Raw genomic sequence first — 26,773 nt, 5'->3', positions numbered from 1 at the left:
CAAAATAATTAGCTAATAATTAAACAGAATAAAATATAACAAAATTACCAAAAAACCAGCTAATCACACTAACAAATGGACATATCATCACTATTTTCCCCGAGTTGAATCAATTCAGTGATTATTTCATAAACAATGCATCCTATTTTAATGTGTTGATTTACGTTGTTATCCAACGCAATATCAACAAAAAACAACAATAAGTCGTTACTTACCCTGAACCCCCTGAGGTCCGATTATGAAAAAAATTGTCATACTGGGCAGTAGTGGCGGGAACCTGTACAACCTCGGTGGTGCAGATCCTGAAAAACTTCTGAGCGAGATCTACACGCAATGTCAGTCCGCCGGTGTGTCTGTTGCCGCAGTGCAGTTTATTGCAGCACAGGCGTCGATGGATGTTGCCAAACCCTCTACCGCCGCTGCGGTCTACACCCTGACAGACGCCGATGCCGTGCCTGCCGTTACCTTCTCCGGCACTCTGGCGGAAGTGAATGACGCGGTACGCAGCAGTGATGAACAGATTGCCCGGCTGATAGAACAGGGTGATATCGACGGCATCATTATTATGAGCGGCGATCCGCACAACGCCAACCGCCTGGCACTTCAGGCCGCGGCAGAAAAGAAAGTGCCGATCGCCGGTACCGGCGGTACCTCGATGGCCCATATCGCCGCTGCCGGTGCCAATGTGATTGCCACCTCCGGTACCACCGGTACCACCAGCAGAACCCGGGCGATTTCATTTATCTCCTCGCTGTGCAAACACTGGGGGATTAAATTCCGTCCGGTTCTGGGCAGTGCAGGCAGCACCGGCGGGCCGTCTGATAAGAGCCTGCTTAAGCGGATGAATATCCGCGGCATTATGATCCCCGCCCTGCCCGGCTTTATTGCCATGGCGATTGTGCTGGCGCTGAGTCATATCCCGGGGCTGGAAAGCCTGGATGCCATTTTCCAGCTCCTGCTCAAAGGGCTGCCGGTGATTGTGGCGGTGATAGCCGCCAAACAGGTTTCCGAACTGGATGAGGTCTCTATTGTTTCCGGGGTCGTCGCCGGGGTGCTCTCGGTCGAGGGGGGGCTGATCGGCGGGATCGCAGGCGGGATTATGGCGGGTATTTTTGTCCGTTACCTGTTTGCCCTGTGCATCAGCTGGAAGTTCCCGATGACCACCGTCAACATCGTGGCAGGCGGGATTTCCGGTCTGGCTGCCGGTCTTATCATGTTCTACTTCCTCAGCCCGCTGGCGCTGCTGGCCGGTAACTACATCAAACTGGCGCTGGAAAGCACCCTCGCCTTCAGCCCGGTTCTGGCAGGTCTGCTGGCGGGTCTGGTTATCTGGCCTGCGATCCTCGGCGGTGTGTATCACGCGGTGATCCTGCCGCTGGTGCTGCTTGAGATGGAAAAAACCGGTGTCAGCTTCCTCGGCGCGGTGGATATGGTCGGGCTGGTGATGGTGGCAGCAGGGATTAACCTGGCAAACGTCATTGCCCCGCGTGAACGCAGTGAGGCCGCTGTCGCCGCCCCGGGACTGCTTATCAATCTGGGATTCGGTACCTTTGTGGAATCAGCGTATCCCTTCATGTTTGCCAACAAAATCGTGTTCGGCGGTGCCATTCTCTCCGCCGGGATCGGCGGCATGATGCTCGGCATGTTTAATGTCAAAGGGGTGGCGTATGTACCGGCGTTTGCCTCTCCGTTCTTATCCAGTAACGCACTTTACATGGCGCTGACCATGACCGTGATTCTGGTTTTAACCTGCGCCATTACTGTCATCGCCAACCGTTTCAGTGCCGTGACAACCGTGAAAGCTGCAGGCTGATGCAAAGACAACACAGCAAATAATAAGTGTGAAAAATATCACACGCCAACACCAGGGCTTTATGAAAACGGCATCTTCGGGTGCCGTCATACAAAAACACAAAAAAAGTAATAAGAGGTTGATATGTTTATAGGTGATATGAATAAAAAACGTGAACAGGCCATGGCAAAAGTCAGAAATGCTATTGCGCTGCACAACGGGCAGACTCTGCTCAGCACGGGTATCACCGGTGATGATGCGCGACTGGCGAAAGCAGTGTGTGATGCCGGGGTCAAAATGCTGGAGCCGAACCATCCGGCGCTGGCGCTGGCACGCGGACATCGTGGCGTGAATAACATGCACGCCGCCGAGCAGATCCGCCATGAGATCTCCACCGCGCAGATGGCGGAAGCCGTCAACGGTATCCGCAATGTGATCCCGGATGATGTCTTTATTACGGTCGGGATCGCCGGCGGATTCACCGAAACCATCCCGGTGCCGGTAACAGAAGAGGATATTTTGCAGATTGCCCGCGCCGGGGCGGACGGCCTGCACACCCATAAATCCACCTTTGACGATCTGGCTGATATTGTCAATCTTGCGCACCGCTTCGGCCTGACCGTGGATGCTTACATTGGTCACCCTGACGATCTGCACACCTTTGGTATCCCGGCAGAAACCCCGGAAGAGGTCGCGGAAGTGGCGAAGAAAATGGAAGCCATCGGCGTGGATATGATCGGCCTGATGACCGGTATGAGCTACGAGGGTGTGGCTGCGGGTGAAATTCCGGAGCAGATTAAAGCCCGGCTGAAAGCGTTGGTCGGTGCGGTCAGTGTCCCGACGCTGGCGGAAGGCGGTATTAACGTCGCCAATGCCAAAGCGTTTAAAGAAACCGGGGTGAATATTCTGGTGGTCGGCACCGCAATTGATAACGTGGTGTGTCAGGCAGCCGCGCAGGTCACCCAATCCTTTATTCATCATAACTGATGGTATTTCCAATGCGGGGGCACCGCTCCCGCTGAGGCTTTTTATGACCACACTGGCTATCGATCTCGACGGCACACTTTTACATCCGGATAACCGTATTTCAGAGGGCAACCGCCGGGCGCTGCTGGCACTGCCGCCGGAAACAGATATTGTGATCTGCTCTGCCCGCCCGCTGCGGGCAATTTTGTCTCTGACGGACAGCGCCGGGCTGCTTCCGGTACTCCGGGCTATCGGTGCCTGTAACGGTGCGGTGATTTATGACTGCCGCACACAAGCTGTTCTGAGCCGGACTGCCCTCTCTCCGGCTGCGTTAACCGCACTGCAGCACCTGCTCACCACCGGCTGGCATGCCTTCGGTGAGGATGAACTGCTCTGTCCGCCGGGGGAAATATCAGAATACACCATTCATGAAGCTGAATTATTCGGCCTGCCAATACAAACGCTTGCGACAGACGATATTTTCAGCCGGACAGATATCATTAAAATCACCCTGTGCGGGGAAACGGTATCCCTGCGGCAACGGGCTGAAAACCTTCGCCCGCAATTACCGGCGGAGATCAGCGCGTTCTTTACCGACCAGCACTATTTTGAACTGGTTCCGGCATCCGTCAGCAAAGGACGTACCCTGAAAATACTGGCGGAGTGCGGTATTCTGCGGCCGGGAACCATCATGGCCATCGGCGATCAGGAAAATGATCTCTCTTTATTTGCCGCTGCGGATCTGCGTGTGGCAATGGGCAATGCCGTACCGGCACTGAAGCAGGCCGCCGGATACATTACCGCTGACTGCCGGGAAGATGGCGTTGCTGCCGCACTTCAGCATTACAGGGCGGCATTTCGCAACGGTGCATAATGCGCTAATATTGTTCATGTTTACGAGTGTGATGAGAACGGTCATGAATCCGATAAAAAGAAAGGAATATATCCTCGATCTGCTGAATCAGAAAGGCGAGGTCAGTGTGCAGGATCTTGCTGATACGCTGAATGTCACCTCTGAGACGATCCGCCGTGACCTCTCCATTCTGGAGAAAGAAGGTGAGATCATTAAAATTCACGGCGGGGCGATGAAGAAAAAGAGTGTCAGCGAAGGCAGCTTCGAACAGCGGCTGGAACTGAACCGTGAGGAAAAAATGACCCTCGCGCGCTATGCTGCCGGGCTGATTTCCGAGCATGACACACTGTATATCGATTCCTGTTCGACAACCCTGCTGTTTTCCGCGCAGTTACCGGCGATTGCATTTACCGTTTTTACCAATTCCGCCCTTATCGCGGATAAAATCGCCTCGCAGAACCCGCTGGCAAAAGTGTATGTGCTGGGCGGTGAATACAGCCATGAATTCCGGGCCAATCTCGGCGCGAAAACCCTGCATGAAATCGATCATATTTATGCCGACTTTGCCTTTGTCGGCGCAGGCGGCGTGCGTGATGAAGGTATTCTGGTCAAAAGTGTCGAAGAAGGCATGATCGCACGGAAAATGCTGGAAAAAAGTAAACAGAAAGTCATCCTGGCCGACTCCAGCAAATTCGGCCAGCAGGGGATTTTAAAGATCGCGGAAATTGCCGTTATCGACAAAATTATCTGTGACGATAAATGGCAAAAAGCACACGAATTCCGTGAAAAATACCCGGAAAAAGTGGTTATCGTGCCATAACCTTACGGCTGTGATGGTTCACGGTGATGGCCGGTCATTCGCCCGTCTTTCATCACCACATTGAGGCTGCCGTTATAAAACTCCGCCAGGAACACGGTCTCAGGATCATCAATGCCCTGCTGTTTCAGGCAGTCTGTCAGCCACGCCTCATCATGACCAATCTGTTCCAGCTCATGTTTACGCGGCACGCCGTCTTTCATCACGATGACTGACGGCATCTGTGACTGGTCACAAATCACCGTCAGCTGACCGTCCGGCTCTATCTGCGCATAGTACACATCACGGTATGAATAGATCCCCTGTGCATGCATGCGGGAGGTGATATTCAGAATATCGATTTTATTGCGCTTCTCATGAATGCTGTCCATGATAAACGCCCCGTTTTTAATAATGGGGATAGGGTTACCGATAGTCACCGCCCGCAATACACTGATATGTTTGCTGACCCAATTGATTATGCTGATAAAACTCACGCCCATCAGCAGAATAATAATATATTGCGTCAGCGGAATGGTATCACTGTAAATAACCCCGCCGATAATGCCGCCCAGTACAAAGTTGCCGATAAAATCAACCGGTGTCATTTGTGATAATTGGGTTTTCCCTGAGATATTCATGTGCGTTAACACAATAACAAAACCGATGATAAATTTGACGATAACCAGAAGATAATATGTCATGGTATTTCCTTACACTGACAAATGACGATAACCAACTGAAATAAAACACATTACTGTGTTACGCGTATAAAACCACGTTCTGTATTGATATTACCGGATATTGTTATACTGCGGGATATTATTTTAGGACGTTACTGATAAATTTCCCCCGGTGCTATACAACCGGCGCTTCATTATTCTATGCTGAAAGGGATAACCCTGACAGAAAATTATATCTGTCAGCAGACTGCCTGATTTTATTATATAATCAATAATCACGGACACGATGTTATCCGGTTATTTTACTCAGTATTGCTGAAGAGGAGTTAATCATGAAGAAAGCATTATTAAGTTCACTCATCCTTGCAGGGGTATTCGCACTGGCCACCGGCTGTGACGACAGCAGCAAAACAGATCCTGCCGCGCAGAAAGCACAGGAAGGTGCCGCGCAGATTAAAGACGCAGCAGAGCAGAAAGCGGATGAAATAAAGCAGGATGCCAAAGAAAAAGCCGGTGCGGTGATGGCTGACGCGAAAGAGAAAGCGGCAGAAATCCGTGACAGTGCCGATGCCAAAGCGGATGAACTGAAAAAAGAAGCCGATGCCCTGCTGGCTGACGCCAAAGATAAAGGCGAAGACGCCAAAAAAGCCGCGGAAGAAAAAGCCGCAGAGCTGAAACAAAAAGCGGATGACGCCAAAGCCGCTGCTGATAAAAAAATTGATGAGCTGAAACAGGATGTCAGCGGAAAATCTGCGGATGCTCAGTAAACCGGAACAGGTAATATCCCGTACCAATCCGTAAAACAGCCGCCAGCCGGAAACAATGATTGTTTCCGGCTTTTTTATTGTGTTATTTCAGATAGTTTGCCGGTTCCCGTAAATAAAATTCACAGCGAAAAATATCTCTCTTTCCCGCAAAAATACCCCGCGACTTGCCGCAGAGTGACATTTTTGGCACTATAATCCTCTTTTTTTCACCAACCGGGGTAATAAAATCTGATATCACCGCATTTTTCCCGCAGGTTTAGCCTGTATTCATCTCCGTTTTTTCTGATCTCCCGCTGACACTATTTTGCCGGGGTTTCTATTTGCCGCTACGCAGCCGCGTACCGTTTTCAGAAGGAAAATCTGACGCTTTGATGCAGTTCTCCCCTTTTTACTGCCGGCGTTATCTGCAACTGATAAAAGGAATAATTCATGAGTCATCAGGACACTGAACAATCCGCAAAAAAAATGAAGATTAATCCGCCGGTTTTTTATATTTCGGCCCTGGTTATTCTTCTGATTGTCGGCTTTGCCGCCCTGTTTCCCCAGACGGCGGACATACACCTTAAAGCCCTTCAGACCAGCCTGTTTAAAAATGCCAGCTGGTTCTATATTCTCGCCGTCGCCCTGATTTTACTGAGCGTCACCTTTATGGGGCTGTCCCGTTTCGGTGATATTAAACTCGGCCCTGACCACGCCCGTCCGGCGTACAGCTATATTTCCTGGTTTGCCATGCTGTTCTCCGCCGGTATGGGGATCGGGCTGATGTTCTTTGGTGTCGCCGAACCGGTGATGCACTATCTTTCCCCGCCTGTCGGTACACCGGAAACGGTTGAAGCGGCAAAAGAGGCCATGCGCCTGACCTTCTTCCACTGGGGGTTACACGCCTGGGCTATTTACGCGGTTGTGGCGCTGATCCTTGCGTTTTTCAGTTACCGCCACGGCCTGCCGCTGACACTGCGTTCCGCACTCTACCCGATTATCGGTGACCGTATTTACGGCGCAGCCGGTCATGCGGTGGATATTTTCGCCGTGGTCGGTACGGTATTCGGGGTCGCGACCTCTCTCGGCTTCGGTGTGTTACAGGTGAATGCCGGACTGAATCATCTGTTCGGCCTGCCGCAGACAGAAACCGTTCAGGTGGTGCTGATTGTGGTCATCACCTCACTGGCAACATTGTCAGTGGTGTCGGGTCTGGATAAAGGTATCCGTTTTCTGTCAGAGCTGAACCTCGGTCTGGCGGTTCTGCTGCTGATTATGGTTGGTGTGTTAGGCCCGACCGTGCTGCTGCTGAAATCCTTTGTTGAGAACACCGGCGGTTATCTTTCTGAAATCGTCAGTAATACTTTTAATCTCTTTGCCTATGAGCCGAAGTCAGATGACTGGCTGGGCGGCTGGACCCTGCTTTACTGGGGCTGGTGGCTGTCGTGGTCGCCGTTTGTCGGGATGTTTATTGCGCGGATTTCACGCGGGCGCACCATCCGTGAGTTTGTTTTCGGTGTGTTGTTTGTCCCGGCGGGCTTTACCCTGCTGTGGATGACCTTCTTCGGTAACACCGCTATTGATCTGATCAAAAATCAGGGCGCAACCGCACTCGCCACGGTGGTGAAAGAGGATGTGTCACTGGCGCTGTTCCAGTTCCTCGAGTATTTCCCGTTCTCCACGGTGCTTTCTTTCTTTGCCATGCTGATGGTGATTGTCTTCTTCGTCACTTCTGCTGACTCCGGCGCGATGGTCGTGGACACTCTGGCCTCCGGCGGGGATGCTCACACGCCGGTCTGGCAGCGGATCTTCTGGGCCGGATTGATGGGCGTGGTAGCGATCACGCTGCTGCTGGCCGGCGGATTATCCGCCCTGCAAACCGTGACTATCGCCAGTGCCCTGCCGTTTGCGGTTGTGCTGCTGTTCTCGATTTACGGGCTGATCAAAGCCCTGCGGATTGATGTGCACAAGCGCGACAGCCAGCAGCTGGCGACCATTGCACCGACCGCCAGCCGCAATCCGATCCCGTGGCAGCGACGCCTGCGTAATATCGGGTATTTTCCGAAACGTTCGCTGGTCAAACGCTTTATTGATGAAGTGGTGTCAGAGGCGATGGAGATGGTGTCACAGGAGCTGGAAAAACAGAGCACCCCGAGCCGTATCGACCGCAGCCGTGATGACCGGATCACCTTTGAGGTCGATCTGGGGGATGATATGAACTTTATCTATGAAACCCGCCTGCGCTATTACAATCAGCCGTCCTTTGCCCTTTCCGGGATGACCGACGAGGAAAAAGATGAGGAGCACCGCTATTACCGCGCGGAAATCCATCTGAAAGAGGGCGGACAGGATTATGACATTATGGGCTGGAACAAGGAGCAGATTATTCATGACATCCTTGACCAGTATGAAAAACATATTCACTTCCTGCATCTGCTCGGCAAGAAGTAAGTCTGTCACTGTAAAAACGCCGCTCATCTGAGCGGCATTTTTTTATTCTTCTTCGTTGTCGCGCTGCGGCAGTGCCACCAGGTCATCCAGCAACGCATAGAGCTGGCGCACCTTCTCCGGCGTAAACTGTAATTCCAGCGCCTGATAGCCGGTCTCCACTTCCGCCTGCACACGGTGATACAGTGCCGTGCCTTCGTCAGTCAGGGAAAGATAGAGTTTGCGCTGATCACTGAGGGGCTTGAGACGATGAATAATGCCCGCTTTTTCCATCCGTGTCAGAATGCCGGTCAGGCTGGGACGCAGAATACAGCTTTTCTGTGCCAGGAGATGAAAATCGAGTGACGGGGTCTTAGCCAGTATGCGGATAATCCGCCACTGCTGCTCTGTCAGCTGGTGTGCTTTCAGGGTCGGGCGAAAGTAGCCGAGGACCACTTCACGGGCCTGCAAAAGGGCGATAAGTAATGATTCATGCATAATGGGTAATTTCTCCGCGATGTACTCACATCATAAACATCGACGTTATCAAAAAAAGGCGCCATTTTATCGGGAAAATGCGCAATCAGACATCCTCTGTTAGAATAAAAAGCATATCAGTCATAAAGACCCAAAGGACTCTCCTTTTATTAACGCTATATTAACAATAAATCAATGGTCTTCTGCTGATATCTCAGTGCCCTCATCACTTTTTTGAGAAAACGCAACGGAGCTCTCTATGTTCACCTCATCGTTAACCGATCCTTCCTTTTCCCTGCTGCGCACCGGCGGCTATATCAATGGCCAGTGGACCGATGCACAGGATAAGGCCACGTTTGATGTGACCAACCCGGCCACCGGCGGGCTGATCACCCGCGTCAGCGACCTCGGCGCACACGAAACTCAGCTTGCCATTGCCGCAGCCGAAAATGCCCTGCCGGGCTGGCGCGCCCTGACCGCCAAAGCCCGTGCGCAAATCCTGCGCCGCTGGTTTGATCTTGTTATGGAGAATCAGGAGGAACTGGCACAACTCCTGAGCCTGGAGCAGGGCAAACCGCTGGCGGAATCACGCGGGGAAATCGCCTACGGTGCAAGCTTTATCGAATGGTTTGCCGAAGAAGGCAAGCGCGTGTACGGCGAAACCATTCCGGCGACACAGAGCGGACAGCGAATCGCCACTATCCGCCAGCCGATCGGGGTGGTCGGTGCTATCACGCCGTGGAACTTCCCGAATGCCATGATCACCCGCAAAGCCGCTCCGGCACTGGCGGCAGGCTGTACCATGGTGCTGAAACCGGCAGCGGAAACCCCGCTTTCCGCCCTGGCGCTGGCGGCACTCGGTGAACAGGCCGGTATACCGGCCGGGGTGTTTAATGTTGTCACCGGCCTTGATGCGGCGGCTATCGGCGGCGAACTGACCACCAGCCCGGTCGTGCGCAAAATATCCTTTACCGGCTCCACCCGTGTCGGCAAGCTGCTGATGGCACAAAGTGCGGAGACCGTTAAAAAACTGTCTCTCGAACTGGGCGGTAACGCACCGTTTATTGTATTTGATGATGCCGATCTTGATGCAGCAGTTGCCGGAGCCATGGCCGCCAAATTCCGCAACAGCGGACAAACCTGTGTCTGTGCCAACCGTCTCTATGTGCAGGACGGTGTGTATGATGCCTTTGCCGCGAAACTGGCGGAAGCTGTCAGTGCCCTGCATGTCGCGCCGTACACCGACGAAAAAGCGCAGCAAGGCCCGCTGATTAATGAGGCTGCTATCCGCAAAGTCAGTGAGCATATCGCGGATGCGGTCAGCAAAGGCGCAACGGTTCTCAGCGGCGGTAAACCGGCGGCACAGGGCGGATTATTTTTTGAGCCGACTGTACTGACCGGTGTCACATCGGACATGCTGGTGACCCGCGAGGAAACCTTCGGCCCGCTGGCACCGCTGGTACGGTTCCGGGAAGAAGAAGAGGCCATACACGCGGCAAACAACAGTGAGTTCGGTCTCGCTGCTTATTTCTACTCCCGCGATATCGGCCGGGTCTACCGCGTGGCGGAAGCCCTGGAAGCCGGAATGGTCGGTATTAATGAAGGGATTATTTCCACAGAAGTGGCACCGTTCGGCGGTATCAAGCAATCCGGCCTCGGTCGTGAAGGCTCCCGCCATGGTATTGATGACTATCTGGAAATCAAATACCTCTGCTTCGGCGGGATCCGTTAATCCCCGCTGACCACCGCCTGCGGCTGTCCTTTCCGGCAGCCGCATTTTCTGACTCTCCCTTGTATTTTTCCCCGGCTATGATTAGACTGCGTATCATTCGCAAATAAGCAACAATTGCGTCACATTTTTTATCCCACCGGGAGTTGGTATGTCTTTGGATAATTCACAGCGTCTGTTGTTCCGCGACGCAATGGCGACACTCTCCGCTGCCGTCAATATCGTCACCACCGACGGCGACGCCGGGCGCGGCGGGCTGACCGCCACCGCGGTCTGCTCTGTCACGGATACGCCGCCGACCCTGCTGGTGTGCATCAACCGCAGCAGTGCGCTCAGTGAGGTGTTCAGAGCCAACGGTCGGCTGTGCGTCAATGTGCTCACCCATGAACATCAGGCACTGGCGTGTGATTTTGCCGGGATGACCGGCCTGAGTATGGATGCACGTTTTGCCGGTGATCACTGGCAGCCGGGAGCGCTGGGACAACCTTGTCTGCATGGCTCTCTGGCCTGTCTGGAAGGTGTGGTCACTCAGGTGCAGGAAATCGGCACACACAATATCTTTATGGCGGAGATCCGCAATATCGATGTCCGCGACAAAGGACATGGTCTGATTTACTTCCGCCGCGATTTCCGTACTGTCGAAACCGGTGATATCCCCGCTGCTGCTGTTGCCTGATCCGCTTTCATTCTTAGCATAACAATTCGTTAACACACATTGCGTTAATGAATTGTTATTCATCAGAAAAATATCTGTTACAGTTTGTCATATTTAATTCCGCCGCCCTCCTGACAACAGAATAAATAACCGCCAATCCGCTTAAATCACCATCAATAAAACCATTGCAGACTAATTATTGATGTCAATCTAATGAATTTTATTTCAATTATGATATTAATTATTGCAGTAAGTGTGATCTGCCTTTGAGATGCTCAGCAGGCAATATATTAGTCTGAGCCCTTTGGCAAATACCCTGACAAATACGCAAACACTCAACCTTACGCAAGAGTTTATCTTTTAGCTTTGCCTCCGCGATGCCGGGAAGGCTTTTGCGTGATGAATAATTATTAATAAGAGGCATTAAACCATGAGTAAACCCGCGCAGGTTGGTTTGTTTAACCAACCCAAGCCATTCTTCATGATTTTTATCGTGGAGCTGTGGGAACGCTTCGGCTATTACGGTGTGCAAGGCATCCTGGCCGTCTACTTCGTTCAGAAACTGGGATTCAGTCAGGAACAGGCATTCATCACCTTCGGGGCATTCGCCGCGCTGGTATACGGTCTGATCTCTATCGGGGGCTACGTCGGTGACCACGTCCTCGGGACCAAACGGACCATCATCTTAGGAGCCATTGTGATGGCTGTCGGTTATTTTATGACCGGCCTGTCTATCATGCACCCGGATCTGATCTTCTACGCACTGGGTACTATTGCTGTCGGTAACGGCTTATTCAAAGCCAACCCGGCCAGCCTGCTGGCAAAATGCTATCCGCCGAAAGACCCGCGTCTGGACGGGGCATTTACCCTGTTCTATATGTCGATCAACATCGGCTCCCTGATTTCCCTGTCACTGGCACCGGTTATCGCGGACAAATACAGCTATACCGTCACCTATAATATCTGTGGTATCGGCCTGCTGATCGCCCTGGCGGTCTTCCTTTTCTGCCAGAAAATGGTGAGCAATATCGGTTCCGAGCCGGATCACAAACCAATGAAATTCGGCAGCCTGCTGGTGGTTCTCGCCGGTAGTGTGGCAACCGTCTTCCTGTGCGCATGGTTACTGCATAACGTTATCATTGCCAACTATGTGTTACTCGCCGTTACCGCTGTGGTTATCTTTTTCTTCTTCCGCGAAGCGTTCAAACTGAAAGGCGTTGAGCGGAACAAGATGTATGTGGCATTTGTTCTGATGCTGGAAGCGGTTATCTTCTATGTGCTGTATGCCCAGATGCCGACTTCACTGAACTTCTTCGCTATCTATAACGTGCATCACACCATTATGGGTATCGATGTGCATCCGGTCAGCTTCCAGGCACTGAATCCGTTCTGGATCATCGTACTGAGCCCGGTTCTGGCTTACTTCTACAGCAGGATGGGCGCTCGCGGCAAAGATTTCTCCATGCCGGGTAAATTCACCATCGGTATGTTCTGCTGCTCTGCCGGTTTCCTGACCGCTGCCGCTTCCGGTATGTGGTTTGCGGATGCCTCCGGTCTGACCTCACCGTGGTTTATCGTTCTGGTTTACTTCTTCCAGGCCGTCGGTGAACTGATGATCAGTGCGCTGGGTCTGGCAATGGTGGCTGCGTTCGTTCCGCAGTACCTGATGGGCTTTATTCTCGGGATGTGGTTCCTGACTCAGGCGATGGCAACACTGCTGGGCGGTTACGTGGCGACCTTTACCGCCCCGCCGGAAGGCGTGACTGATCCGCTTCAGACTCTCGGTATCTACACTGATGTGTTTGGTAAAATCGGTATTGCAACGGCAGTTGCCGGCCTGATTATGTGGGCTATCGTACCGAAACTGAACAAAATCATGAAAGAAGAAAAAACAGCCTGATTGTGTTAACCGGTGCTGCGGCACCGGTTTACCGTCTCGTTTGCGTAATGACACGCTGTTGTGCATAACCCGGGCTATCCGGGTTTTTTATTACCTCCCCGCTCTGCTTTTCTGCCCGGTTTCACATTTTCCCGCACGCCATTTCTCAAATATTGGTATCCCTGCTATACGTTAATTAACTATTAATTAACAAATAGTCAATCACTTCATCATACAAAACCCTGCACGATCAACGGAGATAATAATGATAACCCCATGGCGAACACCTGTTCTTTTGCTCTCTCTGCTGCTTTCCCCGCAATTGTATGCTGCTTCCGAACCCGCCGCTGAAGCCCGCAACGGGATGGTGGTCTCTTCCCAGCATCTGGCATCACAGGCCGGGGCTGATATTCTGAAATCCGGCGGTAACGCGGTGGATGCGGCGGTGGCTGTCGGCTACGCCCAGGCGGTGGTGAATCCCTGCTGCGGTAATATCGGCGGTGGCGGTTTTATGACCCTGCATCTGGCAGACGGTAAAAATATTTTCATCAATTTCCGTGAGACTGCCCCGGCATCTGCCTCTGCGGATATGTATCTCGATAAAGACGGTAATCTGATCAAAGATGCCAGCCTGTACGGCTACCTCGCCGCCGGGGTGCCGGGAACGGTAAAAGGGCTGGATTATGCCCTGGAAAAATACGGCACCATGACGCGGGAACAGGTGATGGCACCGGCGATAAAACTGGCCCGTGACGGTTTTATCCTGACCCGCGCGGATACCGATGTGCTGGACACCACCACCGCCCGCTTTAAGCAGGATCCGGAAGCTGCGCGGATTTTCCTTAAACCTGACGGCTCCGCATTTCAGCCCGGCGACCGCCTGATTCAGACCGATCTGGCCAATACCCTGGAGCGTATCGCCAAAGAAGGCCCTTCCGCCTTTTATGAAGGTGACATCCCGCAAATCGTGGAAAAAGCCGCTCAGGCAGGCGGCGGTAAGCTGACAGCCAAGGATTTCGCGGATTACACCATTTCTGAGGTTGCACCGGTCACCTGTACCTATCGCGGTTATGAGTTTATATCCGCCCCGCCGCCGAGCTCCGGTGGCGTGACTATCTGCCAGACCCTGAATATTCTGGAAGGTTATGATCTGAAAGCAATGGGCTTTAACTCGGCGGATTATATCCACACTCTGACAGAGGCGATGCGCCATTCTTATATGGATCGCAACACCTTCCTCGGTGACCCGGCGTTTGTGAAAAATCCGACCGAAAAGCTGACCAGCAAAGCCTATGCGGAAGAACTGCGCAAAGAAATCATTCCGGGCAAAGCCACACCGTCAACTCAGGTGCAACCGGGCACCGGTCCGCATGAAAAACCGGAAACCACACACTATTCCGTGGTGGATAACAAAGGCAATGCGGTTTCCACCACCTATACCATCAACGGCCGTTTCGGTGCGGTGGTGATCCCGCCGGGCACCGGTTTCTTCCTCAATGATGAAATGGATGATTTCACCACCAAAATCGGCGAGAAGAATATGTACGGCCTGGTTCAGGGTGAGCGCAACGCGATTGCCCCGGGCAAACGTCCGCTTTCTTCCATGAGCCCGACCATTGTTACCAAAGACGGTAAGATTTTCCTGGTGCTTGGCTCGCCGGGCGGCTCACGGATCATCTCTATCACCCTGCAGACCGCGCTGAATATTATCGATCACGGCATGGCACCGCAGGAAGCTGTGAATGCGCCGCGTATCCACCATCAGTGGCTGCCGGATGAGGTGTATTACGAGCAGCGTGGTGTATCAAAAGACTCACTGAATCTGCTGGATAAAATGGGTTATAAGATGGTTGAGCAGACACCGTGGGGTGCCGCCGAGCTGATTATGGTGGGGTTACCGGGTGCCGCCGGGGTCAGTGCGGACTCTTCCGGCAATGATGCCGCCGTGTCCGGTAAGGTGCGGGAAGGTTATCTGTATGGTGCTAACGATGTGCGCCGCCCGGCCGGGGAGGCAGCAGGAGTCGAATAATCTCCCGGCCGGATTTGTAAACGCAGCATGCCCTGTCCGTCACGGACAGGGCATTTTTTATGGCAACCCGCTGATATCAATAATTAAATATTAACACCGTGCTGAGACGCTAATGCAGACAGACCACCGGCAAAGCCCTGGCCGACGGCTTTGAATTTCCACTCTGCGCCGTGACGGTATAATTCACCGAAGACCATCGCGGTTTCTGTTGATGCATCTTCAGACAGGTCGAAACGGGCAATTTCACTGCCGTTATCATTGTTACAGATACGGATGAAGCTGTTGCTGACCATACCGAAGTTCTGTTTACGAGCTTCCGCATCATAAATCGTGACGGAGAAAACCAGTTTTTTCACATCCGCCGGAAGGGTGTTCAGGCTGATTTTCACCTGCTCATCATCACCGTCGCCTTCACCGGTGCGGTTGTCGCCCTGGTGTTCCACCGCGCCGCACGGGCTGGTTTTGTTATTAAAGAAGATGAAATGGCTGTCGGATAATACTTTTCCGTCGTCACCCACCATAAATACCGATGCGTCGAGGTCAAAATCCTGACCATCAGTCACACGCGCATCCCAGCCCAGACCAACCATTGCCACGCTCATTGACGGGGCTTCTTTGGTCAGGGAGACGTTACCACCTTTTGTAAGAGAAACTGCCATTTTCGGACTCCTGCTGCGGATTATAAAGAGGGCTGGTTATCAGCCCGCTGAAAAAAATAATCAGGATGCGTTGATACCGTACTGCGCACAGACCGATGACAGACCACCGGCATAGCCCTGGCCGACAGCACGGAATTTCCACTCAGCACCGTGACGGTAGAGTTCACCAAACAGCATCGCGGTTTCGGTAGAGGCATCTTCGGTCAGATCATAACGGGCGATTTCAGTATTGGTGTCATCATTGACCAGGCGGATAAAGGCACCGGATACCTGGCCGAAGCTCTGACGGCGGGTCTGCGCGTCATGGATAGTGACCACAAAGACAATTTTGTCGATCTCCGCCGGAATCATATCCAGTTTGATGATCAGGGATTCATCATCACCATCGCCCTGGCCGGTGCGGTTGTCGCCGGTATGGGTGACTGAACCGTCAGATGAACGCAGGTTGTTATAGAAAATAAAGTCTGCATCACCACGCACTTTACCGGCGGCGGTCAGCAGAAAGGCAGAGGCATCAAGGTCAAAATCCTGACCATCTGTGGAACGAACATCCCAGCCTAAGCCAATCAGGACGTTTTTCATTGAAGGGGCTGTTTTGCTCAGCGACACGTTACCACCTTTAGAAAGAGAAACGCTCATTTCACTTACTCCTTAGTTAAATCAGTGACGGGTGGCGGATAATTACTTATCCGCACTTTCCGTTTTTTCCGGAAAAACAAAGCTGGCGATAATACCCAGTGCCAGAACCCCGAGCACCACGAACAGGCTGCTGGTGGCCGAAATATGTAATCCGTGACCCCAGAGGCTGTCTGTCGCATTCAGACCCAGTTTCACCGCGATAAAGAACAGCAGCGCAATAACCGCTTTTTCCAGGTGAACCAGATACTGCTTCAGTGCTTCCAGGACAAAATACAGGGTACGCAGGCCGAGGATCGCGAACATCATGGCGCTGTAAACAATCAGCGGCTCACGGCTCACCGCGATAATCGCCGGTACGGAGTCAAACGCAAACATCACATCGGACAGTTCCACCACCGCCACACACAGCATCAGCGGCGTGGCATACAGAGCGGCTTTTTTACCGCGCCCGATAGTGACGTCTTTGTTCTCCGGTTTTGCCAGTTCGGCATCCACTTCTTTCTGCGTCAGCAGGAAAGCGTGTCCGCTCAGCTTCGGCCAGATCGGGAACAGTTTTTTCACCATCCGGTAAGCAATGTGCTGTGAGTAATCTTCTATTTCATCCTGCTCTTCGCGGTTCCGCAGCATCATGACAGCGGTCCATGCAACGATCAGGGAGAAAATGACTTCCACATACGGCCCCAGGCTCAGCAGACCGGTCCCTATCGCCACGAAAATCCCGCGGAAAACGATAGCTCCGATAATCCCCCAGTACAGCACACGGTGACGGAAACGATCCGGAACCGAAAACCAGGAGAAAATCGCCATCATCACGAACAGGTTATCGACCGACAGCACTTTCTCAAGCGCATAACCGGTGACGAACAGGCTCGCAACCTCTGAACCGTGGTGGATATAGAGAAATCCGGCAAAACCCATTGCCACAGCAACCCAGAAAACAGACCAGATTGCCGCATTTTTCAGTGAAACCGGCTTATCGCCCCGGTGCATAAACAAATCAATAAAAATCGCACCGATTGCGAGGACGACGAAAACGGTGACTGTTTCCATCGGAAAACCGATATGTGTTGATTCCATAATTAACCCTTAGGTATAAAAATCAGAGACCGAATTCTGCCGGGTCAAACCCCAGGGCAGCGGCGATCTCTTTTACTGCTTTCTGCTCATCCTGATCGAAGTTACCGTCACTCTTCGCGACTGCAATCCCGACACGCACCGCTAACTGCGCTGCTTCCGGCTGATCCTTCAGCGCCAGGATATATTTCATGGTTTCACCTTTGCCGATTTCCATGTCGAAATCGAAACTGGTGACCAGTTTGTTGAAAAATGTAATCACTTCTTCGGTCTCAAAGACTTTCAGCTCTTCAGAGGATTTCAGAAAACCGATCATTTTCTGTTTTTCTTCCGCGCTGACCCCGTCACTGGAAACCGCGATACGGGCACAGACAGCGATTGTGCCTTCCATAAACTTACGGTTTCTGAAACGGCTGACCTGTTTTGTCAGCTCTTCACGGCCTGAATTAAACGCATTTTTGACCCGGTTAAGTATACTCATTGCTGTATCCTCACTTAAATTATTTCGAACCGGCTTTCCAGCGGAAACCCCACCCGAATGCTTCATCCATATCGCTTTGATTTTTAAAGAAACGGTTAAGACGTTCGACTGTTATCGCCCCGTTCTCATTGACCAGCCGGGCAATCGCGCACATGGTGCGGCGGTCGTCCCCTTCTGTCAGCCGGGTTTCCACCGGCGGCTGCTCCGGTACAAAGACCGTCACCACGCCATCGGTTTTGTCCCAGCTCGGTACGCCCTGATAAATAAAGGCGTAGATGAGGATCTGACGGATATGTTTCCACTCGCCGCCGTTGATATGCAGCCACTCACCTTCTGAAACCGCGCCGGTGCGATCATCGCCCTGCAACTGAATAAACGGTTCGCGCCGGTAATCGCCAAACGCATTACCCAGCGCCTGAATCACCGATTTCTGACCGTTTTGTAATTCAACAAATGCGCCCAGATCCAGGTCAATCCCTTTGTTACCGCCACCGAACACATTACTGAGAAAGCCCCCGGAACGGCTGTTCTGAGCATCCCGGTGCCAGTTCAGATTAATGCGGATTTCACCGAAGTTATCCCGCTTGCTCAGACTGATTGACGGCTTTTCTTTGCTCAGCGATATCTTGCTTAAACTGATTTTGCTTTCTGCCGGCTTGGGGGCCGGTGCCGGTGCGGACTCTGCCGCCACATCCACCCCGAAGTGTTCCGCCAGCGGTTTCAGTCCGCCGTTAAAACCCTGGGCAACAAAACGGAATTTCCACTCATTATTACGGCGGTACAGTTCACCGAGGATCAGTGCCGCTTCCTGACGACCGGCGGTATCCACAATGCCGCTGAGCCGTTTTTCGTGATCTGCCTCAACCTGAACTTCCAGGCTGCGCAGACCGGCAACAGTCTGTCCGCCGTCACAGGTAACCACAAACGCGACTTTCTGCACATCCTGACGCAGACGGCTGACATCCACCGTAAAGACGGTATTATTGCCGTTCTGCTGCCAGCTGATAGTGTTGTCATCATTCTGCGGCTGGCCGTAGAAGACCATGTCCGGATCGCCCTGCACTTTGCCGTCAGCATACAGACGGAACGCAGAGGCATCCGCCGCCGCACCGGACAGCACCGTCACCCGCAGTGTTTTCAGCGGTACAGGCGCATTCGCCCCGGGCGTCATGTTCATCAGCGCACCACCGTACTGACGATGTCAGCAGACATGTCGTCAATCGTGCGGCCACGGCATGCAGCACCGTGTGCGGTAAAGTTCCACTCACCGCCGCTGCGGCACAGGGAGGCGATCACGATACCGGTGTGTGAGCCCTGTTCATTCAGCTGATAACGCACCAGCTCTTTACCACTCTGATCCAGCACACGGCAGAAGGCATTTTCCACATCGTTAAATGTCTGACCACGGAAGCTGTTCACCGTAAAGGCCAGATATTCGGTATTCTGCGGCAGACGGTTCAGATCCACACGGATCACTTCATCATCACCGTCACCTTCGCCGGTCAGGTTATCCCCTTCGTGGATCACGGATTGACAATCTGATTTCAGTTTACGGAACCAGATGGTGTCGAGAATACGACCGTTTTTATCCAGCAGGATACAGCTGGCATCCAGATCAATGGAATCGTTACCGCCGCCGAACAGCGAACCGAGAAAACCTTTCTTTTTCTGAACAGGATCCCAGCCGAGACCGAAATGCAGCTGATTTAATGCAGCAGATGCCTTGCTGAGAGATACCGTCTGATTCTTCGTCAATGAAACCATATTTTCATTCCTTAAACGGGAGATAAAACCCGGCAACAGATACTGGTGATAATGAATTTTAAAAAATCATATCATGACGGAGTTCTTTGGCAAGATATATTTCACACTAAATTAATAATGCAATATAAACATATAGTTAATATGAAAATAATGATATTGAAAATTATAGACAATGTCAGATTTTGTCAGCATATTGTCAATTTAAACATAATCATAATATGATTGACATGTTTATTAATCCTAAATAAACTCGCTACTAATCTATCGGATAAAACAGAACAGGAATAAACAATAATGGCGCATGCGATCTGGCTGACGGAAGGGCTCTCTTCCCAGCGTGATCTGATCCGGAATATCAGGCTGTTCGCGCAGACATTACAGGTTGATCTCACGATTTTTGCCTCTCACCGGCAGCCCCGTCACGAGATCCTGTCAGAGGCGGATTTTTCCCTGACTGAACCGGCTGACGATAACGATCGGCTGGGGTTTATCCTGTCTGTTACGGAGAAATACGGTATTCAGGCAATCCATGCCGGGCGGAATACCCTGTGGTTTGAAACGCACAGAAACACTATCACGGCTTCCGGCACCCGGCTGATAACCGGTGTCGCCTCTCTGTCTGATCACACCGTGGCGGATGATAAAGTCCGCTTTGCTGCTGAGATGGCATCACACGGCCTGCCGGTTGTGCCTTCTGTACCGGTTACCTCTGCGGCGCAATTGCGTGATGCACTCACGCATTCCCCGTTTCCGGGTCTGCCGCTGTGCATTAAACCGGTTCAGGGCATTTACGGTGCCGGTTTCTGGCAGTTTGATGACAACGCGCCACCAATGGCCATGTTCACAAACCCCGAACGGCGGATCACCACACCGCAACAGTATTTGTCCGCCCTTGACAGTGCTGATAAATGCCCCCCGCAGGTACTGATGCCTTATTTGCCCGGCCCGGAGTATTCCGTGGATATTCTGGCTGATAACGGTGACGTGCTGGCTGCTGTTGCGCGGCGCAAAGAGGGTTCCCTGCAATACCTTGAACATGACGGCACCGCATTTGAACTGGCCTGCGCCTGTGCGCGGGTAATGAAGGCGGACGGACTGGTGAATGTGCAGACCCGCCATGACCATCACGGGCAGCCGCTGCTGCTGGAAATCAATATGCGGCCGTCCGGCGGTATCGGTTATACCGCGCTGAGCGGGGTGAATCTGCCGGGTCTGTTTGCCCTGCACAGTATCGGGCTGCTTAGTGCGGATGAGGTCAGAGACTATGACCGCACTGCATTTCGTCCGGCAATTGTCCGCCCGCTGACCGAAGCCGTCAGCTACCCGTCTGCCCTGAACAATGCAATACACTGAGGTCACTATGCCCGGTTTTACCCGTCCCGGTTACCACCGGTTCACACTGACAACCGGCACGCTGGAAGTCCGCAGCGATGCCACCCCGGAAACGCTGGATGCGTTGTTCGCAATCGCGGAGCGGCGTAACCCGAAACGGGCATTTCTGTTTGTCAGCAAGGTGCTTGGCCGCCATATCCCGGTCGAACCGGAAATCATGCGCGGTGTTTACCGCCGCCTCAGTGAGCAGTTTCCGCAGGATCTGCCGCAGCCGTTGCTGGTTATCGGTATGGCGGAAACCGCTGTCGGGCTGGGAGCGGGGGTATACAGCGAAATCCGCCGTCAGTATCCGGAATCTCTGTATCTTTCTTCCACCCGCCACCCGGCGGACGGCGAACTGCTGTGTGAATTTAAAGAGAATCACAGCCACGCCACCGATCACCTGCTCTATTTTCCGGTTGATCCGCATCTGAAAACCCGGCTGCAACAGGCAAAAACCCTGGTGCTGGCTGATGACGAAGCCACCACCGGCAATACGTTTACCAATCTGCTGACCGCACTGTATGAAAGCGGACAGCTGCCTGATTTACAACAGGTTGTGACTGTCACACTGACTGACTGGCGTGAAGCTCCTGCCGCCGTTCAGCACGGGCTGCCATTGCGGCATGTCTCTCTGATCAACGGCAGCTGGCGCTGGGAAGCGGATCCGGATGCGCCCCTGCCGGAGATGCCGGATGTGAATGTCAGCGCGGCGGGAACCGTGCCAATCCGCCGTCCGCAGACACGGGTACGGCTCGGTCTGCATGATCCGCACACCGATTTTGGCAGTACGGTGACGGCAGCACCCGGTGAGCGGATCCTGGTGCTCGGTTCCGGGGAATTTGTCCGGGAACCGTTCCTGCTGGCGGAACGGCTGGCAGATGCCGGGGCAGATGTAAAATTCAGTGCCCTGACGCGCTCCCCGATAGCCCCCGGCGGTGCCATTGAATCCGTTATTTCCTTCACGGATAACTACGGATTGGGGATCCCCAATTATCTCTACAATGTGGCACATCAGTCATTTGACCGCATTCTGCTGTGTACAGAAACGGATCCGGCGGCGTTTGATCCGCAGTTATTACAGGCACTGGCCCGCTGCGCGCCGCTGACGGAGGTGATTTATGACGACTAAACCGGTGATCCTGAGCGATCTGGATGACACCCTGTTCCAGACAAAGCGCAAAATGACGCAGGAGCAGGCACTTACGCCGTTCTGCGCCGGTGCCGTTGATCGCACATTACAACCGCGCAGTTTTATGACGGAAGAACAGGCCATGCTGACAGACTGGCTGCTGTCGCATGCCGATCTCATTCCGGTCACGGCACGCGGTACGGAAGAACTTCGCCGCGTCACTATCCCGTTCCGTTCTTATGCGATCACCACACACGGCGCGGTGATCCTGCAACCGGACGGCTCACCGGAGCCCCGCTGGCAGTCTCAGATGCTGGCCGCCCTCGCCCCTTACCGTGAACGGCTGCTGTCACTTCAGCAGTTTTGTACTGACCTGATGGCAGAGCGCGGTATTGAGGCCTGGGCGCGTATTAATTATGAGTACGATGATGTGCCGGTCTATCTGGTGATGAAGCACACTGACAGTACCCGCACAGCGGAACTGTATGCGGTTGCCGCAGAGATTGAACAACAGTTTCCGGCGGACGGGTTTTACATCCACCGCAACGGCAACAATATCGCCTGGCTGCCGGACCCGGTGGAAAAAGGCCATGCTGTTACGCACCTGCTGGCGTTATTACGGGCAGAGCGCGGCACTTTTCCGGTTATCGGCCTCGGCGACAGTCTGAGTGATTACCGCTTTATGAAACACTGCACCTGGTTCGGGATGCCGTCCCGCAGTCAGTTTGCGGAGGCGGTCGCCGCCCGGATTTTCAGTGAGGTATCCGATGTATAATTTTCCCCCGTTCTCAGGCAGTTATCTGCCGGATGATGTGCAGTTTCTGCTCCGGCCGGTTACCATTGATATGACCCCGGTGGATGTGAAAGAGCAACTTATCCAGTCCGGACAGAAGCACTATTCTGATATGCTCAGCCAGGAGCCCGCCCCCACGGACTGGCATCTTGATCTGTTTAACCGCGCACTGAAAAAAGGCGCTCCGCGTCTGGCGCGGGATGTGGACGCCCTCGCCCGTACACTGGGTGACTATTTTGCGGATCAGCCGGTTGTGCTGGTCAGCCTGGTCCGCGCCGGTGTGCCGTTAGGCGTGATGCTGCATCAGGCACTGCGTGATGCGGGAAAAATTTCACACCACTACGGCATCAGTATCATCCGCGATCGTGGTATTGATACGGCGGCGCTGGAGTGGATCGAACACCATCACGGCACCACCGGTATTGTCTTTGTTGATGGCTGGACAGGCAAAGGCGCTATCACCGGTGAACTGATCCGCTCTCTGAAAGACAGACCCGGCTACCCGGCCGATCCGCGTCTGGTGGTTTTGGCCGATCCTGCCGGATGCGCCTGGCTCTCCGCTGCGGATGATGACTGGCTGATCCCCTCCGGGATTATGGGAGCCCCGGTTTCCGGGCTTATCTCCCGCTCTGTCTGGTCAGATACCGGCCCGCACGGCTGCGTGCATTGTGAGCACTTACAACCTTATGAGTGCAGCCGGACACTCACCGATACCGTTGCGGCTTTACGCCCTCAGTATACGGCTGTTCCTGCCGCCGCATTTCCCGACCCGGACACCAAAACCGCACTGCGGGAAAAAAGCCGCGCAGTGATCACTGCACTGGCTGAACGCTGCAGTGTCACCGATCTGAACAGAATCAAACCCGGCATTGCCGAAGCCACCCGTGCCGTCCTGCGCCGGGTGCCGGATCACGTCTTTGTGCGCGACTGCACAGAGCCGGATGTGGAATTGCTGCTTTATCTCGCCCGTCAGAAAGGGATCACTATCACGGAAGCCGGCGACGCCCTCGGGCAGTACCGCGCCGTCACTATTATCAGGAAGGTATCACCATGACCCGACGTCTCTCCCCGTGGAATTTAGGGGCCTCACTCTATATGCCCGCCACCCGCACCGATATCACGGATGCGATTATCAGTAACAAAATCAGCGGACTGCGTTCACTGATTATTTGTCTGGAAGATGCGGTCAGTGAGGCGGATATCCCGCAGGCGCTGAATAACTTACAGGATATTCTGACCGCGCTGACGGCGGAAAAACAGCGTGCCGGTAACCAGAACTGGCCGCTGGTCTTTATCCGCCCGCGTCATCCGGAAATGGGATTGTGGCTGCGCGGGCACTGCGATCTCAGTGCCGTTGACGGGCTGGTACTGCCGAAATTCACACAGAAAACGCTGCCGGTCTGGTGGCAGGTGGTACAGGATACCCCGCTGTGTATGATGCCGACGCTGGAAACAGAAGAAGTCTGTGATGTAGTGCAGATGCGGGAGCTGGCGCAGGTGCTCAAATCCCATCCCTGTCATGACAAAATCATTGCGTTGCGTATCGGCGGCAATGACCTGATGAATGTGATTTCCCTGCGCCGTCCGCGCCATCTCACCCTGTATGACGGCCCGATGGGTTATGTGATTAAAATGCTGGTCTCTGTGTTTGCTCCGCACGATTTTGCCATGACCGCTCCGGTCTGCGAGCATATTGATGATCACGATGTCATGACGCGGGAACTGGCGCTGGATATCGCTCACGGACTGGTGGGTAAAACGGCGATCCACCCGAATCAGGTGGCGGTGATTGAGCAGGCACTGCGGGTCTCCGCCGATGAGCACGCGGATGCACTGCGGATCCTCAACTCCACACAGGCGGTATTCAAATCACAGGGAGCCATGTGTGAACCGGCGACACACCGCCGCTGGGCATCTGCCATTCTGGCCCGTGCCCGGGTGTACGGGATCGCACAGCGAAAAACGGACGAACAGCCGTTTAAAACACAAAATGGCTGAAACTGAGGACAGAAATATCATCAGACTGAATATCCTGCACTATTATATCTGAATACCTTGATATATCCTGACCAGCTGATTAAATAGAACTGTTATGCGGAACAGCCGTTTCCGGCATAACAGCAGCCCGGTCTCTTTGTTTTTATACAGGTGTCCCCAGACTATGCAATTAAGCACACGACAGGTTCGTTTATTCACCCTGGCAACCCTGCTCGGGGCCGGAAAACCGGTTCCGTCAGATGAAATCCTGGCGACACTCCGCTGCTCAGAGGCAACGCTGACCCGCACATTCAAAGAGTTACGTGATACGTGGACAGCAGAAATTCGCTACCGCAAAGCCTCACACACCTATGAAATGACCGATCCGGGCACACTGGATCGCAAAACACTGAAAAAGATGAGTGAAGAGCTGGAGAGCCACAACGGGCAGAAATCGGTGTATTACCGCGGGAAAGTGTCACTGGATAAAGAGAAGAAGAAAGCGGTATCGCTGTCACTGACCGGCACAACCGTCCGGAAGATAGCGCATTTATCCATGCTGTCCGGTAAAAACCGCAGTGATGCGGTAGAGATGCTGGTCAATCTTCATATCGATGAGCTAATTGAATCGATAATCCGGCGCAATGAAAGTCAGCAGAAAAAATAATCCGTAAAAAAAGCCCGGTAAAATACCGGGCGATTTTATTATTCACGCAACAAATTACAGAACGTTAACGCAGTTCAGCTCTTTGAATGCTTTTTCCAGACGTTCGATCATTGTCTGCTGACCGGCACGTAACCATGCACGCGGGTCATAGTATTTTTTGTTCGGCTTGTCTTCGCCTTCCGGGTTGCCCAGCTGACCCTGCAGATAACCTTCATTTTTCTGGTAGTAGTGCAGGATACCTTCCCAGGTTGCCCACTGAGTATCGGTATCGATATTCATTTTCACCACACCGTAACCCACTGCTTCTTTAATTTCTTCCGCAGTGGAGCCGGAACCGCCGTGGAAAACGAAATTCAGGCTGTTGTGCGGCAGGTCATATTTCTCAGAAACATAGTCCTGGGAGTTACGCAGAATTTTTGGTGTTAACTGCACGTTACCCGGCTTGTAAACGCCGTGTACGTTACCGAATGATGCAGCGATAGTGAAACGCGGGCTGATGGCATTCAGTTTTTCATAAGCGTACGCCACGTCTTCCGGCTGGGTGTACAGAGCGGAGTTATCGAGGTGGGAGTTATCCACGCCGTCTTCCTCACCACCGGTGCAGCCCAGTTCGATTTCCAGGGTCATACCGATTTTCGCCATACGGGTCAGGTACTTGCTGCAAATCTCAATATTTTCTTCCAGTGACTCTTCTGACAGGTCGATCATGTGAGAAGAGAACAGGGGTTTACCGGTTGCGGCAAAGTGTTTTTCACCGGCATCCAGCAGGCCGTCTAACCACGGCAGTAATTTCTTCGCACAGTGGTCAGTGTGCAGAATGACCGGCACGCCGTAATATTCCGCCATCTGATGCACATGATGCGCACCGGAGATTGCACCCAGAACCGCAGACTGCTGACCTTCGCCTTTAAAACCTTTACCGGCGATAAATGCGGCACCGCCGTTTGAGAACTGAACAATAACAGGCGCACGGACTTTGGCCGCCGCTTCCAATACGGCGTTGATCGAGTCTGTCCCGACGCAGTTTACCGCTGGCAGTGCAAAATTATTCTCTTTGGCTACCGCAAAGATTTTCTGAACATCATCGCCAGTGACGACACCGGGTTTTACAAAATCAAAAACTTTAGACATGTCAAATTTCCTGTATTGGTCTTTCGGAAGTTGTCACGGGCAGCTCACACTGC

25 protein-coding genes are annotated in these 26,773 nt (G+C 53.0%); 16 read left to right on the top strand and 9 right to left on the bottom strand.

From position 1 onward, the window contains the following. The first annotated feature begins 238 nt into the window (after positions 1-238). From ACF8OF_RS04780 to ACF8OF_RS04765, 4 genes are all read left to right on the top strand, one after another. A complete protein-coding gene (locus tag ACF8OF_RS04780; protein ID WP_279799170.1) occupies positions 239-1,813 on the top strand; it encodes a PTS sugar transporter in 1,575 nt (524 codons plus the stop codon). Between the two features lie 123 nt (positions 1,814-1,936). After that, a complete protein-coding gene (locus tag ACF8OF_RS04775; RefSeq protein ID WP_392495889.1) occupies positions 1,937-2,779 on the top strand; it encodes a histidine biosynthesis protein in 843 nt (280 codons plus the stop codon). Between the two features lie 43 nt (positions 2,780-2,822). Further along, complete coding sequence (locus ACF8OF_RS04770) at positions 2,823-3,632, top strand: Cof-type HAD-IIB family hydrolase (RefSeq protein ID WP_392495888.1); 810 nt, start codon at positions 2,823-2,825, stop codon at positions 3,630-3,632. 43 nt (positions 3,633-3,675) lie between these two features. Then, on the top strand, positions 3,676-4,431 hold the full coding sequence (locus ACF8OF_RS04765) for a DeoR/GlpR family DNA-binding transcription regulator (RefSeq protein WP_279799165.1): 756 nt from the start codon (positions 3,676-3,678) through the stop codon (positions 4,429-4,431). A 2-nt stretch (positions 4,432-4,433) separates the two neighbouring features. Here ACF8OF_RS04765 and ACF8OF_RS04760 read toward each other — a convergent pair whose 3' ends face one another. Beyond that, the gene (locus ACF8OF_RS04760; protein ID WP_262861554.1) at positions 4,434-5,111 is read right to left on the bottom strand and encodes a DUF421 domain-containing protein; all 678 of its coding nucleotides are present in this window, start codon (positions 5,109-5,111) and stop codon (positions 4,434-4,436) included. Positions 5,112-5,422: 311 nt separating this feature from the next. On the opposite strand from ACF8OF_RS04760, the gene ACF8OF_RS04755 reads away from it, so the two are divergent. Together ACF8OF_RS04755 and ACF8OF_RS04750 are read left to right on the top strand one after the other, a co-directional pair. Beyond that, positions 5,423-5,857: a hypothetical protein gene (locus tag ACF8OF_RS04755; RefSeq protein WP_392495887.1), complete on the top strand. Its 435-nt coding sequence runs from the start codon at positions 5,423-5,425 to the stop codon at positions 5,855-5,857. Between the two features lie 429 nt (positions 5,858-6,286). After that, positions 6,287-8,287, top strand: a complete 2,001-nt coding sequence (locus ACF8OF_RS04750) for a choline BCCT transporter BetT (RefSeq protein WP_262861556.1) — start codon at positions 6,287-6,289, stop codon at positions 8,285-8,287. Positions 8,288-8,329: 42 nt separating this feature from the next. Here ACF8OF_RS04750 and hpaR read toward each other — a convergent pair whose 3' ends face one another. Then, positions 8,330-8,761 (bottom strand): homoprotocatechuate degradation operon regulator HpaR, encoded by a 432-nt coding sequence (hpaR, locus tag ACF8OF_RS04745; protein WP_032097842.1) that lies wholly within the window; start codon positions 8,759-8,761, stop codon positions 8,330-8,332. Positions 8,762-8,999: 238 nt separating this feature from the next. Here hpaR and ACF8OF_RS04740 point away from each other — a divergent pair, with 238 nt between their 5' ends. The 4 genes from ACF8OF_RS04740 to ggt all read left to right on the top strand — a co-directional run bounded on the left by ACF8OF_RS04740 (position 9,000) and on the right by ggt (position 15,032). Further along, positions 9,000-10,472: an NAD-dependent succinate-semialdehyde dehydrogenase gene (locus ACF8OF_RS04740; RefSeq protein WP_392495886.1), complete on the top strand. Its 1,473-nt coding sequence runs from the start codon at positions 9,000-9,002 to the stop codon at positions 10,470-10,472. A gap of 148 nt (positions 10,473-10,620) precedes the next feature. Further along, positions 10,621-11,145 (top strand): 4-hydroxyphenylacetate 3-monooxygenase, reductase component, encoded by a 525-nt coding sequence (hpaC, locus tag ACF8OF_RS04735; RefSeq protein ID WP_392495885.1) that lies wholly within the window; start codon positions 10,621-10,623, stop codon positions 11,143-11,145. A 409-nt stretch (positions 11,146-11,554) separates the two neighbouring features. Continuing rightward, positions 11,555-13,024, top strand: a complete 1,470-nt coding sequence (gene dtpB, locus ACF8OF_RS04730) for a dipeptide/tripeptide permease DtpB (RefSeq protein ID WP_392495884.1) — start codon at positions 11,555-11,557, stop codon at positions 13,022-13,024. A 244-nt stretch (positions 13,025-13,268) separates the two neighbouring features. Then, a complete protein-coding gene (ggt, locus tag ACF8OF_RS04725) occupies positions 13,269-15,032 on the top strand; it encodes a gamma-glutamyltransferase (protein WP_262883058.1) in 1,764 nt (587 codons plus the stop codon). An 83-nt stretch (positions 15,033-15,115) separates the two neighbouring features. Here ggt and ACF8OF_RS04720 read toward each other — a convergent pair whose 3' ends face one another. The 6 genes from ACF8OF_RS04720 to ACF8OF_RS04695 are packed head-to-tail and all read right to left on the bottom strand — an operon-like array spanning position 15,116 to position 19,649. Continuing rightward, complete coding sequence (locus tag ACF8OF_RS04720; RefSeq protein ID WP_262861559.1) at positions 15,116-15,691, bottom strand: TerD family protein; 576 nt, start codon at positions 15,689-15,691, stop codon at positions 15,116-15,118. A gap of 60 nt (positions 15,692-15,751) precedes the next feature. Continuing rightward, the gene (locus ACF8OF_RS04715) at positions 15,752-16,330 is read right to left on the bottom strand and encodes a TerD family protein (RefSeq protein ID WP_004238854.1); all 579 of its coding nucleotides are present in this window, start codon (positions 16,328-16,330) and stop codon (positions 15,752-15,754) included. Positions 16,331-16,372: 42 nt separating this feature from the next. Further along, on the bottom strand, positions 16,373-17,407 hold the full coding sequence (locus tag ACF8OF_RS04710) for a TerC/Alx family metal homeostasis membrane protein (RefSeq protein ID WP_392495883.1): 1,035 nt from the start codon (positions 17,405-17,407) through the stop codon (positions 16,373-16,375). Positions 17,408-17,429: 22 nt separating this feature from the next. Further along, positions 17,430-17,885, bottom strand: coding sequence for a tellurite resistance TerB family protein (locus ACF8OF_RS04705; RefSeq protein ID WP_025153947.1), 456 nt, complete (start codon positions 17,883-17,885; stop codon positions 17,430-17,432). Positions 17,886-17,904: 19 nt separating this feature from the next. After that, positions 17,905-19,062 (bottom strand): TerD family protein, encoded by a 1,158-nt coding sequence (locus tag ACF8OF_RS04700; RefSeq protein WP_262862558.1) that lies wholly within the window; start codon positions 19,060-19,062, stop codon positions 17,905-17,907. Next, the gene (locus tag ACF8OF_RS04695; RefSeq protein WP_262861561.1) at positions 19,062-19,649 is read right to left on the bottom strand and encodes a TerD family protein; all 588 of its coding nucleotides are present in this window, start codon (positions 19,647-19,649) and stop codon (positions 19,062-19,064) included. Before ACF8OF_RS04695 ends, ACF8OF_RS04700 begins: the two co-directional genes overlap by 1 nt. A gap of 294 nt (positions 19,650-19,943) precedes the next feature. Between ACF8OF_RS04695 and ACF8OF_RS04690 the strand changes: the two genes are divergently transcribed. From ACF8OF_RS04690 to ACF8OF_RS04665, 6 genes are all read left to right on the top strand, one after another. Further along, entirely contained in the window at positions 19,944-21,002 is a 1,059-nt protein-coding gene (locus ACF8OF_RS04690; protein ID WP_392495880.1) for an ATP-grasp domain-containing protein, read from the top strand. A gap of 7 nt (positions 21,003-21,009) precedes the next feature. Next, entirely contained in the window at positions 21,010-22,152 is a 1,143-nt protein-coding gene (locus tag ACF8OF_RS04685; protein ID WP_392495878.1) for a phosphoribosyltransferase domain-containing protein, read from the top strand. Beyond that, complete coding sequence (locus ACF8OF_RS04680; RefSeq protein ID WP_392495877.1) at positions 22,142-22,927, top strand: hypothetical protein; 786 nt, start codon at positions 22,142-22,144, stop codon at positions 22,925-22,927. The genes ACF8OF_RS04685 and ACF8OF_RS04680 overlap by 11 nt, the downstream gene beginning before the upstream one ends. Continuing rightward, entirely contained in the window at positions 22,920-23,999 is a 1,080-nt protein-coding gene (locus ACF8OF_RS04675; RefSeq protein ID WP_392495875.1) for a cysteine protease StiP family protein, read from the top strand. Before ACF8OF_RS04680 ends, ACF8OF_RS04675 begins: the two co-directional genes overlap by 8 nt. Beyond that, the gene (locus tag ACF8OF_RS04670; protein ID WP_279799140.1) at positions 23,996-24,943 is read left to right on the top strand and encodes an HpcH/HpaI aldolase/citrate lyase family protein; all 948 of its coding nucleotides are present in this window, start codon (positions 23,996-23,998) and stop codon (positions 24,941-24,943) included. Before ACF8OF_RS04675 ends, ACF8OF_RS04670 begins: the two co-directional genes overlap by 4 nt. Positions 24,944-25,106: 163 nt before the next feature. After that, entirely contained in the window at positions 25,107-25,589 is a 483-nt protein-coding gene (locus tag ACF8OF_RS04665) for a tellurium resistance protein TerW (protein WP_279799139.1), read from the top strand. 54 nt (positions 25,590-25,643) lie between these two features. Here ACF8OF_RS04665 and fbaA read toward each other — a convergent pair whose 3' ends face one another. Next, positions 25,644-26,720, bottom strand: a complete 1,077-nt coding sequence (gene fbaA / locus ACF8OF_RS04660; RefSeq protein WP_392495874.1) for a class II fructose-bisphosphate aldolase — start codon at positions 26,718-26,720, stop codon at positions 25,644-25,646. Positions 26,721-26,773: the final 53 nt, after the last annotated feature.

The organism is Morganella sp. TYF_1 (assembly GCF_043105645.1).
In the GTDB taxonomy this organism is placed as follows: Bacteria; Pseudomonadota; Gammaproteobacteria; order Enterobacterales; family Enterobacteriaceae; genus Morganella; species Morganella morganii_B.
This window is presented reverse-complemented; position numbering and strand designations above follow the sequence as displayed.

Excerpts from the sequence above, each read along its gene's own strand:
- dtpB (WP_392495884.1), top strand. The coding sequence starts at position 11,555 with ATGAGTAAACCCGCGCAGGTTGGTTTGTTTAACCAACCCAAGCCATTC.
- ggt (WP_262883058.1), top strand. The coding sequence starts at position 13,269 with ATGATAACCCCATGGCGAACACCTGTTCTTTTGCTCTCTCTGCTGCTT.
- ACF8OF_RS04705 (WP_025153947.1), bottom strand. The coding sequence starts at position 17,885 with ATGAGTATACTTAACCGGGTCAAAAATGCGTTTAATTCAGGCCGTGAA.
- ACF8OF_RS04670 (WP_279799140.1), top strand. The coding sequence starts at position 23,996 with ATGACCCGACGTCTCTCCCCGTGGAATTTAGGGGCCTCACTCTATATG.
- ACF8OF_RS04760 (WP_262861554.1), bottom strand. The coding sequence starts at position 5,111 with ATGACATATTATCTTCTGGTTATCGTCAAATTTATCATCGGTTTTGTT.
- ACF8OF_RS04770 (WP_392495888.1), top strand. The coding sequence starts at position 2,823 with ATGACCACACTGGCTATCGATCTCGACGGCACACTTTTACATCCGGAT.
- ACF8OF_RS04750 (WP_262861556.1), top strand. The coding sequence starts at position 6,287 with ATGAGTCATCAGGACACTGAACAATCCGCAAAAAAAATGAAGATTAAT.
- ACF8OF_RS04765 (WP_279799165.1), top strand. The coding sequence starts at position 3,676 with ATGAATCCGATAAAAAGAAAGGAATATATCCTCGATCTGCTGAATCAG.
- ACF8OF_RS04715 (WP_004238854.1), bottom strand. The coding sequence starts at position 16,330 with ATGAGCGTTTCTCTTTCTAAAGGTGGTAACGTGTCGCTGAGCAAAACA.
- ACF8OF_RS04720 (WP_262861559.1), bottom strand. The coding sequence starts at position 15,691 with ATGGCAGTTTCTCTTACAAAAGGTGGTAACGTCTCCCTGACCAAAGAA.
- hpaC (WP_392495885.1), top strand. The coding sequence starts at position 10,621 with ATGTCTTTGGATAATTCACAGCGTCTGTTGTTCCGCGACGCAATGGCG.
- hpaR (WP_032097842.1), bottom strand. The coding sequence starts at position 8,761 with ATGCATGAATCATTACTTATCGCCCTTTTGCAGGCCCGTGAAGTGGTC.
- ACF8OF_RS04755 (WP_392495887.1), top strand. The coding sequence starts at position 5,423 with ATGAAGAAAGCATTATTAAGTTCACTCATCCTTGCAGGGGTATTCGCA.
- ACF8OF_RS04680 (WP_392495877.1), top strand. The coding sequence starts at position 22,142 with ATGACGACTAAACCGGTGATCCTGAGCGATCTGGATGACACCCTGTTC.
- ACF8OF_RS04695 (WP_262861561.1), bottom strand. The coding sequence starts at position 19,649 with ATGGTTTCATTGACGAAGAATCAGACGGTATCTCTCAGCAAGGCATCT.
- ACF8OF_RS04665 (WP_279799139.1), top strand. The coding sequence starts at position 25,107 with ATGCAATTAAGCACACGACAGGTTCGTTTATTCACCCTGGCAACCCTG.
- ACF8OF_RS04685 (WP_392495878.1), top strand. The coding sequence starts at position 21,010 with ATGCCCGGTTTTACCCGTCCCGGTTACCACCGGTTCACACTGACAACC.
- ACF8OF_RS04775 (WP_392495889.1), top strand. The coding sequence starts at position 1,937 with ATGTTTATAGGTGATATGAATAAAAAACGTGAACAGGCCATGGCAAAA.
- ACF8OF_RS04740 (WP_392495886.1), top strand. The coding sequence starts at position 9,000 with ATGTTCACCTCATCGTTAACCGATCCTTCCTTTTCCCTGCTGCGCACC.
- ACF8OF_RS04780 (WP_279799170.1), top strand. The coding sequence starts at position 239 with ATGAAAAAAATTGTCATACTGGGCAGTAGTGGCGGGAACCTGTACAAC.
- ACF8OF_RS04675 (WP_392495875.1), top strand. The coding sequence starts at position 22,920 with ATGTATAATTTTCCCCCGTTCTCAGGCAGTTATCTGCCGGATGATGTG.
- ACF8OF_RS04710 (WP_392495883.1), bottom strand. The coding sequence starts at position 17,407 with ATGGAATCAACACATATCGGTTTTCCGATGGAAACAGTCACCGTTTTC.
- ACF8OF_RS04690 (WP_392495880.1), top strand. The coding sequence starts at position 19,944 with ATGGCGCATGCGATCTGGCTGACGGAAGGGCTCTCTTCCCAGCGTGAT.
- fbaA (WP_392495874.1), bottom strand. The coding sequence starts at position 26,720 with ATGTCTAAAGTTTTTGATTTTGTAAAACCCGGTGTCGTCACTGGCGAT.
- ACF8OF_RS04700 (WP_262862558.1), bottom strand. The coding sequence starts at position 19,062 with ATGAACATGACGCCCGGGGCGAATGCGCCTGTACCGCTGAAAACACTG.